The sequence below is a fragment of the Streptomyces sp. SID3212 genome, assembly GCF_009865405.1.
In the GTDB taxonomy this organism is placed as follows: domain Bacteria; phylum Actinomycetota; class Actinomycetes; order Streptomycetales; family Streptomycetaceae; genus Streptomyces.
Genome location: NZ_WWJY01000067.1, coordinates 1 through 14,841, shown reverse-complemented (window position 1 = coordinate 14,841; position 14,841 = coordinate 1). Strand labels below are relative to the sequence as shown.

Sequence of the window (14,841 nt, the reverse complement as noted above, 5' to 3'; positions counted from 1 at the left end):
CTTCTCACGCACCGTGGGGTTGCCGGGCACCGTCGCGTTTCCAGGTGCCGTCGCGTCGCCACGCACCGCCGGATTGTCACGCGCCATGGAGTTCCCTGTCTGTGTTGCCGTCGTCCACGGAAGCGGAACGCTGCCGGGGCGCGGTCGCGATGGGGTCGCCGAGCGCGGACAGCACCAGGGCCGCGTTCCGCTCGGCGGGCTTCTCGTCGAGCATCTCCGCGTGCAGGCCGGCGCCGCGCACCAGCCGGCTGGCGGTGGTGGAGGTGGTGTGCCAACTGCCGCGCTGCCCGGCCGCGTAGAACGCCACCTTCGCCTCGTCGGAGATCACGGTGACCGTCGCGGCGACCGATCCGTGGTTCGGGGTGCGCCCGCAGTACTCCAGGTAGTCCCTGGCCTGTTCGAGGGTCTGCGCCGTGACCGTCTCGGAGTGGGTGTGGCGGCGCAGGTGGTCCCGCAGCTCGCGCTCGAACGCCTCGGTGTGCTCGTCGGAGATGCCGTACCGCTCCTCGATGCGGTACGAGTCCATGATCACGACATGCGCCACCTCGCGCCCCCGCTGTTCCAGCCGCTTGGCGACCTCGAAGGCGAGGTTGCCGCCCAGGGAGTAGCCGAGGAGGAGGCAGGGGCCCTCGGGTCGCAGCGACTCCACGAGGTCGGCGTAGCGCGTGCTCTTGTCGCCGTCGACGTGGTTGAAGGCGATCAGCTCGTACGAGGGGAGGTGCGCGGCGAAGTGGCGGTACACGAGCCCGTGGCCGCCGGCCGGCGGGAAGCAGAAGACGACCGGTCCCGCGCCCGTGTTGAAGGACAGGTGGGAGAGGTTGCCGGAGACCCGGCCGGTGACGATGTCCTCGACCGTACGGGCCATGCCGTGCAGCGTGGTCACCTTGAAGAGCAGGCCGACCGGGATGGCGATGCCGAACTCCTTCTGGAGGCGGTGGATCAGCTCGATGAGCGTGATGGAGCTGCCGCCGGAGTCGAAGAAGTCGCTGTGCAGGCCGATCTGTTCGAGGCCGATCACCGCCTTCCAGTGGGCCGCCACCCGTTCCTCGTAGAGCGTCACGGGTGGTTCGTGGTGCTCCTGCGCGGACTCGGCGGCGGGCGCGGGCAGGGCGTCCGGGTCCACCTTTCCGTTCGCGTTCAGGGGGAGGGCGTCCAGCGTGTGCAGCCGGGCCGGGATGAGGTACGTGGGCAGGTGGGCGGCGAGGTGGCGGCGCAGGGCGCGCGGGTCGGGGGCGGTGCCGGGGACCCGTACCACGTAGGCGCAGAGGGCCGGTTCGCCGCCGACGTCGGTCCTGACCATGGCGTAGGCGTCGGCGACCTCGGGGAGCGCCGTGAGCAGCGACTCGATCTCGCCCGGCTCGATGCGGTGGCCGCGCAGCTTGATCTGGGCGTCGGCGCGGCCGAGCAGGTGGATGCGGCCCCGGGCGTCCCTGCGCGCCAGGTCACCGGTGCGGTAGAGCCGCTCGGGGACCGCGTCCGGGCCCCGGTCCAGGGTGAGGGTGACGAACCGTTCGCCGGTCTGCTCCGGGTCTCCGGCGTACCCCTCGGCGAGGCCCGCCCCGCCCGCCCACAGCTCGCCGGTGACCCCGGTCGGTGCGGGCTGCCGGTGGGCGTCGAGGACGTGCAGGACGCAGTTGGGCAGCGGTCCGCCGATGGGCACCGTGCTGTTCGGGTCGAGACCGTCGGTAGGTCCTTCGAAGCAGGCGCTGTCGACGGTGGCCTCGGTCAGTCCGTACGAGTTGAGCACCCGGGTGTCCGGGCCGCAGAGGCCGCGCAGCCGCTCGTACTCCGCGACCTTCCAGGTGTCGGAGCCGACGATCAACAGCCGCATGAAGTCCAGCCGGTGGCCGCCCTCCTCGCAGTGGGCCATCAGCGCGCGGACCACGGCGGGGACGAACTCGGCGCAGGTGACGCGCTCGGTGATCATCGCCTCGTACAGCCGTGCCGTGTTGAGGAGCAGCTCGCGGTCGGCGAGGACGAGCCGGCCGCCGGAGCACAGGGCGCGGACCAGGTCGCCGGTGAAGACGTCGAAGGAGACGCCGGCCATCTGGAGGTGGATGCGGGGTGCGGAGTCCGGTCCTCGTCCTGATTCCGGTCCGTGTCCTGGTTCCGACCCGTGTCCTGGTTCCGGTCCTCGTCCTGGTTCCGGCCCCAGCCCGTACTCCTCGCGCCAGGCCGCGCCGAGGGCCGCGAGGGCGCCGTGGGAGACCCGTACGGCCTTGGGGCGGCCCGTCGATCCGGAGGTGTGGATGACGTACGCGAGGGTGTCCGGGCCGACGAGCGCGTCCTCGGGGGTGTCGGTGGCGGGGGCCGGGGCGTCGGTTTCGGCGCTGGCTCCGGCTTCGGCTTGGTCCGCCGGGTCTTCGGGGGCCTCCGCCATGACGTCGGTGAGGAACTCCACTCCGGGTAGCTCCAGTTGCCCGGCGCCCGCCGGGTCGGTGAGGACCAGGCGCGCGTCCGCGTTGCCCGCCATGAACGCCAGCCGTTCCGCCGGGTGGCCGGGGTCGAGGGGCAGGTAGGCGGCCCCCGCGCGCAGGACGCCCAGCAGCGCGACGATCAGCTCCGGCGACTTCGGCAGGCACACCGCGACGACCCCGCCGCTCGCCCCCCGGGCCCGCAGCCGCCGGGCCAGCACGCCGGAGGCCCGCTCCAGCTCCGCGTAGGTCAGGTGGCGGGCCTCCCCGCCCGGAGTCGCGGCGGGAACCGTGACCGCGACCGCGTCCGGGGTACGTTCCGCCGCCCGTACGAACAGCTCGTGCACCGGTGGCTCCGGCGCCAGCACCCGGCCCCTGGCGGCCGGGCCGTGCAGGATCTCGTGGCGCTCGTCCTTGCCGAGCATGTCGAGCCCCGCCACCGGGCGGTCGCCGGGTGTACGGGTCAGCGCCTCCAGGAGGTTGCGGTAGTGCCCGGCCAGCCGGCGGGCGGTCTCGGGCCGGAACAGGTCGGTGTTGTACTTCAGGACGCAGTGGAACCGGTGCTCGGACTCGTCCTCGTACGCCGAGAGCGTGAGGTCGAACTGCCCTTCCTCCTCGGGGAGTTCGATGTAGTCGAGGTGGTAGCCGTACTGCTGCGAGGACACCTTGTGGGCGAGCAGGATGAACATCGCCTGGAAGACCGCCGAGCGGCTGGGGTCGTGTTGCAGGCCCAGCTTCTCGACCAGCAGGACGAAGGGGTACTCCTGGTGGTCGATCCCGCCGAGCACCGTCCCGCGGACCTGGGCCAGGAGGTCGGCGACGGTCGGGTCGCCGCCGAGGTTCGCGTACAGGGGGAGCGGGTTGACGAAGTAGCCGTACACGGACGACAGGTCCTCGTCCGTGCGCCCGGTCACCGGGCTGCCGACGACGATGTCGTCCTGACCGGAGTGGCGGTGCAGCAGCAGGTAGTAGGCGCACAGCAGCACCGTGAAGACGGTCACGTCGTGCGCGCGGGCCAAGGCGTGCACGCGGGCGCTGAGTTCGGCGTCGAGGACGAAGAACTCCGAGGCACCGTTGTGGGTTTGTACGGGCGGGCGCGGCGCGTCGGTGTGGAGGGTGAGCGGGGGGACCTCGGCGGGCAGCGCGCCGCGCCAGTAGTCCAGCATGCGGTCGGCGTCCGGGGACGCCAGGAATCTGTTCTGCCGGTTGAGGAAGTCGACGTACCGGCCCCGGACAGGTGGCAGTTCGACCACCTGGCCGGTGCGCATGCCCTCGTACAGGGCGAGCAGTTCCTCGATGAAGGTGAACGTGGAGATCGCGTCGGAGACGATGTGGTGGACCGCCTTCATCAGCACCCAGCGGTCCGGCCCGCGCCGGAACAGCCGGAAGCGCATCAGGCGGTCACGCGCGAGGTCGTACGGTCTGCGGTACTCCTCGACGATCAGCTCGCGGATCCCCTCCCACTCCATGCCTTCGACGTCGAAGACCTCGAAGTCCGGCTCGACAGCGTCCGAGACGGTCTGGAGCGGCCGGCCGTCCTCCATCACGAAGTTCGCCCGCAGGACGGGGTGGCGGGCCACCAGGGCGCGTACGGCGGAGGCCATCAGCCCGGGGTCGATGTCGGTACGGACCTCGACGGCGCCGCCGATGTTGTACGCGAAGCCGTCCGGGTGGAGCTGCTTCAGGAACCACAGGGCTTTCTGATTTTGCGTCAGGGGATGCCGGGACGGGTCCTGGTGGACCTCCACCGCGGCGTCGTCGCCCGGGTCGCTTCCCGCCTGTGAGGCAAGTACCTCGGTCCCGGCGAGGAGTTGGGCGGTCAGCTCGCGCAGGGGCGCCCCGCTGAGCAGCGCGACGACCGGGAGCGCGACGCCGGTCGCCGCCTGGACCCGGGCGCGCAGCTCCATGGCGAGGAGGGAGTCGATGCCGTACGTGCCCAGGCCCGTGTCCAGGTCGAGTTGGTCCCTGCTCATCCGCAGGACGGACGACGCGCAGCCGAGGAAGCGGTCCGCGACGAGCCGGGCACGCTCCTCGTCGCCGGCGGCGGCGCGGAAGCGGTCCAGGTAGGCGCTCTGTTCGTCGGGCGCGCCGCTGCCGGTGGCGGTCGCGCCGGGGGTGGCGGGGGCCGTCGCCTCGGCCGCGAGCCGCCTGACCAGCGGGGGCGGCGAGGGGTACCAGGCGAGGAAGGTCTTCCAGTCCACGACGGTGGCGATCAGGAGCTGGGCGCGGTCCTGGCCGAGGACCCGTTCCAGGACGGCCATGCCCGTGGAGGGGGAGAGCGAGCTCATGCCGCGGACGGCGCGGTAGTGCTCGACCAGGCTCAGCTCCTCGATCATGCCGGTCGCCCAGGGCCCCCAGTCCAGGCTGAGCGCGGGCAGCCCGCGCGCTCTGCGGTGGTGGGCCAGGGCGTCGAGGAAGGCGTTGCCCGCGGCGTAGTTGGCCTGTCCGGTGGTGGTGAGCAGGGACGCGACGGAGGCGAAGAGGACGAAGTGGTCGAGCGGTTCGTCGCGCAGGTGGTGGTGCAGAAGCCAGGCTCCTGCGGCCTTCGGGTCGAACGCGGAGTCGAACGCGGCCCGGTCCAGGCCCTGCACCGGCGTGTCCTGTACGTGCCCGGCGAGGTGGAAGACACCCCGTACCGGGGGAGCGTCCCGGTCCCGGTACGCGGCCAGCCAGGACGCCAGGGCGCGCTCGTCGGAGATGTCGAGGGCGGCGTGCACGGGATGGGCGCCGAGGGCCTCCAGCTCCTTGACGAAGCGCACGGCGCCGGCTGCCGGGGACCCCGGACCGAGGCCGCGCCAGGTGGCACGGTCGGGCAGCTCCGTACGCCCGACGAGAATCAGATGCCGGGCCCCGCGCCGCACGAGATACCGGCACAGCAGCCTGCCCAGCGCCCCGAACGCCCCGGTGACGAGATACGCCCCGTCGGCCCGCAACCGGGGCGGAAAGGGCCGCGTGAGCCCCGTGGCCCGAGAAAGCCCACTGACGAGCCGCCGCCGCCCCCGCAGGGCGACTTCGTCCTGAATCCGCCCGGGCACGGCCGGGGCGAGGATCTCCCGGAGAAGCGCGGCGGCGTCGGCCTGGGCGTGTACGCCGGCGGGAGCTGCGGTGCTTGCCCGGTGGGCGTCGCTGCCCGCCGAGGTGTCGGCCTGCGCGCCGGTGTCGGCCCGCGGTTCCGCGTCGGCGTTCGCTTCGGTGTCGGTCTCCGCCTCGGTGTCGGCTCGGGCTTGCGCGTCGTCCTGGGCGCTGGTGTCGTACCGCACCTCGGTGTCGGCCTGCGCGCCGGTGTCGCCGTGCGTTCCGGTGCCGGCCCGGGCTCCCGCGTTCGGTCGGGCTTGGGCGTGGGCCTGTGCCCTGGTGTCGTGCGGGTGCTTCGTGCCGGCGTTGACTCGCTCCCGAGCGGTGCCCTGCGCTGCCGCGTCGGATCGCGTTCCCGTGGTGGCGTGGACCACGGTGTTGGCCGGTGTGCTGCCGTTGGCGGGCGTCCCGGCGTCGGCCGGTGTGCTGCCGTGGGCCGGCGTTCCGGCCTCGCCCCGTGTCCCGGCCTCGCCCGGTGTCCAGGTGGCGCCCCGCGTCCCCGTGTCGGGGTGGGGGCGCTGGGGGACGATGGCGGCGCGGGCCTCGGTGTTGCCGCGCGTTTCCGCGTCGGCCCGTGGCTCGGTGGCCTGTGGGGGCTCCCACCCGGGTCCGTTCGGGAGGAGGTCCGGCGAAGGGAGGGGCAGGTCGATCAGCTTTCCCCCGTGCGCGGTCAGTTCCTGGTGGCGGAGCACGCGGCCGATGCCCCAGGCCGGCGCGCCGAGTGGTTCCACCCGGTCTTCCGGGACGGCCGCTTGGGCTCCCCGGGTCACCAGGTGCAGGGCGGCCGGCGCGGCGGACCGGTCCGGGGTGTCCTGGAGGGCCTGCGCCAGGGTGACCACGGAGTAGGCGCCCAGCGTGCTGTGCGCGTGGAGGTCTCCGCGCCCGGTGTCCTCCAGGGCGGGCAGATCCAGGTTCCACAGGTGGACGACGGTGTCGAGGGCTGGACCGCCGGTTCCGGCGGCGTCGGCGGCAAGGTCGGCCAGCAGCCTGCGGAGGTCGTCGGCGTCGCCCGGGACCACCCGGGAATCCCGGCCGTCCCGGTCGAACGCATAGCCGTCACCCGGCCGTACGAGGTGGCATCGCGCGCCCCCCTCGGCCGCGAGCGCCGCGAGGCGGTCCGCCACCCCGCCGGGTCTGTCCGCGAACAGCAGCCAGGTGCCGGAGGCCGGCGGGCTCTGGGCCGCTTCCGTGTCCGGGGCGTCACCGCGTGGCGCGTCGTCCCGGTCGCCCTCCAACGGCTCGTCCGTCCAGGTCAGTTCGGCGAGCCAGCTGTCGATGGTGGGAACGCCCACCGTCGCGGAGGCCTGTTCCACGTCGGCGGCGCGGAAGCCGCGCACATACCCCAGCGGTTCGCCGTCCTCCGTGTAGAGGGCGATGTCACCGACGAGTTCGTCTCCCGCCCGCCGGGTGACGGTGGCGTGCGCCCACAGAGCCTGGTCGCCGACCGGGGCCGTACGCACCGCGTCGATGCTGAGCGGGAGCAGCATCCCGCCCCCGGATCCCACGCCACCGGATCCTGCGTCCCCGGATCCCGCGTCCCCGGACCGCGCGTCCGCGCCCGTGAGCCCAGCCACCAGAAGCGTCTGGAAACAGGCATCGAGCAGCACCGGATGCACATGGTGGCCCCCGGCCCCCTCGGCACCGCCGACACACGCGGGCGGCCGGATCAGCGCCAGCGCCTCGCCCCCCGTCCGCCAGACCTCCGCGATGCCCCGGAACGCGGGGCCGTACTCGTACCCCGAAGCGCTCAGCGTCTCGTAACACGCGGCGGAGTCCAGCCGCCCGTCCGCCCGCGCCCGGATCGCCGTCCCGTCCAACGCGGCGGTGCGAGCGGGCGACGTACCACCGCGCACCACGCCACACGCGTGGACGGCCGGGGTGTCGCCGCCGGTCGCCACGGTGAAGGCGGAGGTCTGCGCGGAGAGCGACAACTGGACCGCCCGGGAGGCGTCGTCGGACAGGAAGAGGGCCTTGCGCAGTTCGACGTCCGCCAACTCCGCGTCCGTACCACCGGTCAGGGCGCGTAACGCCTGGTACGCCATCTCGACGTAACCCGCCGCCGGGAACAACGTCCTTCCTTGGATGCGGTGATCGGCGAGGTACGGCGTGGTCTCCACGTCCAGCGCCACCTCCCACGCGGGCTCCGCGGTGGCGAGGCGCCGGCCCAGCAGCGGGTGGTCGACCTGGCCCAGCCTGACCTGCGCCACGGACGCGGGCTCGGTCCAGTACCGGTCCCGCTTCCACGGATACCGGGGCGGTGGCACCCACCGCCCGCGCGGGTGCAGTGCCTCCCAGTCGACGTCGCAGCCGAGGGTGTACAGCGCGGCCAGGGACGTGGCGAAGCGCAGCGCCTCGCCCTCGGCACGGCGGATCGACGGCAGCGCGGTCACGCTCTGGTGCGGGCCCCCCGCTCCGGACGCGACCTCGGTCAGGGGGGCACCCTCGTGGGTCTCACGCGCGGCGAAGCACTCCTTGATGGAGTGCCCCAGGACCGGATGGGGCCCGATCTCCAGGAACGTACGGTGCCCGTCGTCGAGCAGCGCGTCGACGGCGTCGCGGAACCGTACGGTGTCACGGACGTTGTCCCACCAGTAACCCGCGTCGAGCTCCGGCCCCTCGGCCCGTCCCTTCCGGCCGGTGAGGTGCAGGGGCACCCGGGCAGGACGCGGTTCGATCCCGGCCAGCTCCGACAGCAGCTCGGCCTTGATCTCCTCCATCGCGGCGCTGTGGTACGGGACTTCCACGTCGAGGAACTTGGTGAACACCCCCACGGCCCGGAGCGGTTCCGCGTACGCCGCGAGCGCCGCCCGGTCCCCGGCCAGGGTCAGGGCCCCGGGGCTGTTCACGGCGGCGACGGACAGGCGGTCCCCGAAGGGCGCCGCGCGCCGCGACGCCTCGGCCTCGGGCAGACCGACGGCCAGCATCGTGCCCGTACCGGCGAGCCGGTGCTGCAGGCGGCTGCGGTGCAGGACGATCCGTACGGCGTCCCGCAGGCTGTAGACCCCGGCCTCGTAGAACGCGGCGACCTCGCCCGTACTGTGGCCGACGATCGCCGCCGGGTGGACCCCTTGGGCGCGCCAGAGGGCGGCGAGGCCGACCTGGACGGCGAAGTTGGCGGGCTGGGCGAGCCAGGTCTGCGCCATCCGGGAGACGTCCTCGTCGGCGTTCAGCTCGGCGGTCAGCGACCAGCCGGCCTGCGCGGCGATCTCCCGGTCGACGGCCTCGACGGCCTCCCGGTAGACGGGCGAGGCGGTGAACAGCTCCCGCCCCATGGCCCACCACTGCGGCCCCATGCCGGTGAACACCCAGGCGGGCGAATCCTGTTGCCCCTCGCGGCGGCGCCCGCGCAGCACGCGCGGATGCTCCTCGCCCCGTACGTACGCCGTCAGCGCCCGGTCCAGATCCTCCCGCGTCTCGTAGACCACGGACAGCCGGGCGTCGTGGTGCTGCCTGCGGCAGGCGAGGGAGTGGGCGACGTCGGTGAGGGAGGGACCCGCGCCCTCTCCCTGGGCCGTCACGTCCGCTCGTACGGACTCGGCCAGCTTCGGGAGTACGGAGGCGTCATGGGCACTGAGCGGCAGCACCGCGAACGGAAGCCCGCCGGCCCCGGAACGCCGCCCGGGAACGGACGCGGGAAGGCCCTCCACGGCAGCCGCCGGCGCCTCCTCCCGCAACCCCGGCGCCTCTTCCAGCAACACATGGGCGTTGGTGCCCCCGAAACCGAAGGAGTTGACGCCCGCGCGGGCCGGCCCCTCGTGAGCGGGCCAGGGAGTGACGCGGTCCGGGATCCCGTACGGCGCGGCGTCCAGATCGATCGCCGGATTGATGTGTTCCAGGTTGATGTGCGGGGGGATCAGCCGGTGTTCGAGGCTGAGCGCGGTCTTGATGAGCCCCGCGATTCCGGCCGCCGACTCCGTATGCCCGATGTTCGTCTTGACGGAACCGACGTAGCACGCGGCCCCCGGCTCACGGCCGATCGCGAGGGCGCGCGCCAGCGCGTTCGCCTCGATCGGGTCGCCCACCGGGGTGGACGTGCCGTGCGCCTCCACGTACTGGAGGCTGCCCGGGGTGATCCCGGCCCGCGCGCAGACCTGCTCGATGAGCGCGGTCTGGGCGTCCGCGCTGGGGACGGTGATGCCGTTGGTACGGCCGTCCTGGTTCACCCCGGTCTCCGTGATGACGGCGTGGATGGGGTCACCGTCGCGAACCGCGTCCGTAAGAAGCTTGAGGGCCACGATCCCCACCCCCTCCGCCCGTACGTAGCCGTTGGCTCCGGCGTCGAAGGTCCGGGAACGGCCTTCGGGCGAGAGGAAGCCGCCCTTCGTCTCGGCGATGGTGTACTGCGGCGCCAGATGCAGCAGCGTGCCGCCCGCCAGGGCCAGCGCGCTCTCGCCGCGTCGCAGGCTGTCGCAGGCGAGGTGCACCGCCACGAGGGAGGAACTGCACGCGGAGTCGATGGACAGGCTCGGGCCCCGGAAGTCGAAGCAGTGCGAGAGACGGTTCGAGACCATCGTCATCATCGTTCCGGTCGCCGTGTGGGCTTCGAGGGTGTCGAAGCGGAGATCCGAGAACTGAAGGATCTTGTAGTCCAGGGTGAACGCCCCGACGAACACCCCCACGTCCCGCCCCGCCAGCTCGCCCGGCTTCTGCCCGCCGTCCTCCAGCGCCTCCCAGGCGACCTCGAGGAGTTTGCGCTGCTGCGGATCCATGGCATGCGCCTCGCGGGGGCTGATGCCGAAGAACGCCGGGTCGAACTCGTCGAAGCCGTCGATGTATCCGCCGCGCCCGCCGACGAGCCGGCCCGGTTTGGCCTTGTCCCTGCTGCCCAGGCCCGCCGCGTCGTACCGGTCGGCGGGCGTCGGCGTGATGCAGTCCTTGCCCTCGACCAGGTTGCGCCAGAAGGAGCGGTGGTCATTGGCTCCGCCGGGGAAGCGGCAGCCGATGCCGATGACGGCGATCTTCTCGGGGGGTGTCGCGGGCGATGCGGGCGTTACGGGCGTCGCGGGCTGTGCGGCAGTGGCCGAGGGGGACGTACGAGCTTGTGCTGACATGATCGTTCCTTGGGTCGCCAAACAGGCGCACGCGAAAGGAGCGGCGCGCCGTACGAACGTGAACGGACAAGAATCAGAGGGGCGGGTGGGACAGCCCGTCACCCGGCGGAGCGGCGCCAGGGGTGGACGAGTGTGGTGAGGATGCGACCGGTGTCCGGGAAGGTGCGGGGATCGGCCAGTCCGACCGCCGCCGGCTCCCGACCGGGGCGCCAGGTGAACGTACCGAAGAGCCGGTCCCATACGGACAGGTCGGAGCCGTAGTGGCCGGCCTCCGCCAGATCGGTGCTGTGGTGCAGCCGGTGCTGCTCGGGACCGGCGAGGACATGGTTCAGGGGCCCCAGCCGCACGCGGACGTTGGCGTGCACGAAGTACCCCTGCGCCACCACGAAGAGGCCCACCGCGAAGACCGCGCGCTCGGAGAATCCGACGAGCGCGAGGGCCAGTTGGACGAACCCCTGCGAAATGACGACGTCGGCCACGTGATTGACACTGTTGTTGCCGACGTTCACCTTGTCCGGCACATGGTGCACCCCGTGCAGCCGCCACAGCCACGCGTAGGTGTGCCCGGCCCGGTGCACCCCGTAACTCGCGAGGGAGCCGAGCAGCAGCGCGAGCGGGATCTCCCCCCACAGCGGAAGCACCGGATACGGATTCGCCACCGCGCCGACGGCCAGGAGCACCAGATTCTGCCCGAGCGCGCCCCCGGCGGCGGTGAGGACGTAGTACACCGCGTAGTGCCCCCACTCCCGCCGCTCCGGCCGCCACGCGGGGTTGTACGGAATCACCAGCTCCAGCACCAGAAGCAGCCCGAGCACCGCGAACTGGAAGAGGAAGGTGGCGACGCCGGGCTCCCATCCGCGCCACACGGTGGGCACGAAGACGGCGACGGCGGCGAGCAGCAGAAGGGGTTGGGCGGCCACAGCCAGTACATCTCGCAGCGTTAGCCGGGGCATGGCACTCCTCTTCAAGGTGACGGAGGGGACACGTACGAGAGCGCTCCCGGCGGACGAAAAGCCAAAGAGGCGATTACAGTATGTAGTTTGATGAACACGGAAAGCAATGCCCACCACCCCGGCGCACGATGCCCCCAGCGCACATCCCGCACCCCGCACGCCCCCGGGGCGCACACCCGAAACCCGTCTCAACCGCACATATTTCGCGACACGTTGACATGCGCGGCTTCGCGGCCGGCCGTCCGTGACCTTCGCGCCCTTCGCGTCCTTCGCGCCCTTCGGGTACGAGTGTGTAAAAGCGAGCACAAGTGCGTACGAGCGCGTACGAGCGCTCACGCCGGGGACGGGCCGGTCACGTCCAGGTCGGCGCGCATGGTCGCGCGCATCCGTGAAAGGTCCGCCCAGCACGTCGCGATCCCGGCCCGCGCGGCGGCCACGTCCTCGCCCTCGCGCGCCGTGCCCCGCGTGAGACGGGCCAGGGCGCCGTAGACCGCCCCCAGGCCGGCGTTGACCCGCCGCACCTCGGCCAGCACCGCGTCCGGCGCGAGCATCTGCGCCTCGGCGTACCGGCGGCGGTACTCGGCGCGGGCCGTGTCGACCGCGTGCAGCGATTCCCGCGAGTCCGCCGAGCCGGGCCGCAGGACGTGCGTGTGGTCGTTCAGGGTCGCCAGGTAGTGGCGCGCGGCGGCGTTGAACTCCGTGTACGCCGCCTTGCGGCTCGTCAGGTCCGACTGCCGTCGCTGGGAGGCGAGTTCGGCGAGACGGGTGCGTTCCAGGTGTTCCTGCTCCGCTCGGCGGGACGCCTCGCCGCGGCGCTGGGTCAGCCAGGCCGAGCCCAGCGCGCCGCCCACTCCCACCACGGCCGCCAGCAGGCCCGCCACCGCCGAATCCATCATGGCCTCCCTCAGTGTCCCTGGCAGGAGAACGCCGCCCACAGTTCCAGCGCCGCCGGATCGCCGTCGTGCAGGATGTCGGCCACCGCGCGCGGCATGTCCCCGGGGACCTCGCGGTCCGGGTCCAGCAGCCACAACTGCGCCTCACGCAGCGCCCGTACGGGAGCGGCGCCCTTGCGGAGGCGGTCGTGGAAGACGTACATCATGAGACCGGTGAGGCCGTCGGGCACCTCCCAGCGCGAGCCGACGACCCCGGTGGCCCCGGCGGCGAGGAACGCCGTGGAGAGGGTCAGGGCCTCGTCGAAGTCGTCGGTGGTGTGGTCGCTGACGCAGGCGTCGAGGACCACCAGGCCGCCGGGGGTGCCGGGCGGGCGGCCCCGGGCCTGGCGCAGGATCTCGCGGACGGGCAACTGTCCGCTTCCGCCCTCGGGGGCCGCCAGCAACAGACACGCGTCCAGGGGAGAGCTGCCCGACGGCCGGGCGTGGCAGGCCAAGTGGAGGACGGACGCCCCGGCCCCCCGCCGGCCCGGCAGGGCGGCCAGGACCTCGGCCGGGGTACCCGGCCCGGCCGCCCGGCGCCCTGTGCCGAGCAGCAGGCCCTGCCGGTAGAGGGCGGTGTGGAGGTGCCGGGCCTCGGTGTTGGCGCCGGGCAGGGTGCCGTCCGGGTTGCCGACGATCACCGGACGGGCGTCGAGCGGCAGCCGGGGGCGGCCGAGCACCTCCTGGAGCTGCCGGGCGGAGGCCGCGTACGAGAGGGTCAGGCGCTCGACGGCGCGTACCGGCCGGCCACCCCGGCGCAGGCCGCTGCTCAGGAGAGCGGCGTGCCAGGGAATGCCGCCGAGGTCGCCGAACGGGACCAGGACCAGGTGGGGTTCGGGGCCCGCCTCCCGGATGAGGGGCGAGCGGGCGAGCGGGGCCATCACCACCGGGCCCGCCCAGTCGCAGAGTTCCTCCAGCGCGGAGCGCCAGCGGGCGTGCGCCGCGTCATGGACGTCCGGGTCCGTGGACCGGTCCAGCGCGTCCTGGCGGTGGCGGTGGGCCTGCCGGTAGGTCGCCAGCACGTCGAGGCTGTCGTGCCGCAGCAGACCGAAGTCGACGGTCCCGACGGTGGCGTCGGCGGTGACGACGACCGCGGTGCCGCCCCCGCCGTCGCCGGGCGGCAGGAGATAGACGAGCGCGTGCGCCCCGGCCCGGCGCAGGGTGGCGGCGATCTCGTCGGACGTGGGCGGGCGCATCAGGGCCGTCCCCGCCCGGGACGTGGCCAGCACGGTGAGCGCACGCTGCCGCAGGTCGTCCGGGAGCGGCAGCTCGGCCCCCTCGTCGAGCGTGCCCAGCAGCGACCCCGGCCCCTCCAGCAGCAGGGTGAGGTCCGCCGTGTCCGGTGCCCTGACCGCGCCCCCGCCCTCCCACTCCTCCGCGAGGTCGGCGCGGTCGGCCTCCCGCAACAGCGCGGGCACGTCGACGGTGGTCGTGGAGGCGTGCAGCACCTGGCCGCGCCCCAGCTCCAGGGCTTCCACGGCACCGGCCAGATCGCCGTCCGCCAGATGCCACCGGGCGATCTGTAGTGCCCGGTGGGAGGCGGTACGGGCCATCTGGAGCGCCGGTTCCGCGGCGGCCTGGAGCAGTACGACCGTGGCCGCCTCGCGCAGTCCGGTGACGCCCGTTCGACGCCCCGCCTCGTCGTCACCCGGCGCCGAGCGGGCTCTCAGGGCATCGGCGAGGACGTCCGCGAGGAGGGCGCTCACGGGGGACGGCGCCCGGTCCGTCATCTGCGCGCGGGCCGCGCGGGCCACCTCGATCGCCCGGTCCGCGTCGGCGGGGACGCGCCCGTGGAGGAAGCGGCTGTGGCACAGGATCGCGTACAACCCGCTTGCCCGGAGGCCTTCCTGGCTCTTCGGCGCCGCCGCGTCGATGACCTCCCGCAACATCCCTTCCGCCGCCTCGGCACCCCGTCTGTTGTACGGGGAGAACGACGTCACCAGCAGCGCGCTGGCGGTCCGCAGCAACAGCCTGGGCCGCTCGGGATGGTTCTCGGGCAGCGCCTCCGCCGTCTCCACCATGAGGAGGAGTCCGTCGAGGCGGTCCCGCGCCGTACCGCCGTGGAAGGAACGCACCATCAGCATCAGGCCGAAGTCCGCGTCCAGTCGCAGGCGCTCCGGATCGTCCTCGTCGATCCCGTCCCGCAGACGGCGCGCGGACTCGACGGCCGCCGCCATCCCCGGCTCGGAGCGGGAGATGACGGCGAGCATGAACTGGAGCTGGGCCAGGGAGTGTTCCAGGTGGGGACGGTCCCGCTCGATGAGGTAGAGGTCGTGGGACACCCGCGTGTCGCCGCCGTCGAGGATGGCGCTGACCTCCCTCATGTAGCGGGTGGCGGTCAACAGGTCCTGGAGGTCACCGCCGCTCTGGTAGCGCATGTAGAGGTTGACGGCCAGGTTCTGGAGGTACACCACCC

The 14,841-nt window shown here is 73.0% G+C and carries 4 protein-coding genes; all 4 read right to left on the bottom strand.

Annotation, left to right across the window (positions count from 1 at the left end):
* Positions 1-76 precede the first annotated feature (76 nt).
* The gene (locus GT042_RS38630; protein ID WP_237530402.1) at positions 77-10,540 is read right to left on the bottom strand and encodes a type I polyketide synthase; all 10,464 of its coding nucleotides are present in this window, start codon (positions 10,538-10,540) and stop codon (positions 77-79) included.
* Between the two features lie 98 nt (positions 10,541-10,638).
* Positions 10,639-11,493 carry a sterol desaturase family protein gene (locus GT042_RS02175; RefSeq protein WP_161306993.1) on the bottom strand — a complete coding sequence of 285 codons (855 nt, stop codon included), beginning with the start codon at positions 11,491-11,493 and terminating at the stop codon, positions 10,639-10,641.
* Between the two features lie 332 nt (positions 11,494-11,825).
* A complete protein-coding gene (locus GT042_RS02170) occupies positions 11,826-12,389 on the bottom strand; it encodes a hypothetical protein (RefSeq protein WP_161306992.1) in 564 nt (187 codons plus the stop codon).
* 8 nt (positions 12,390-12,397) lie between these two features.
* Positions 12,398-14,841: CHAT domain-containing protein (locus GT042_RS02165; protein WP_161306991.1), on the bottom strand; the 2,444-nt coding region annotated here is incomplete at its 5' end.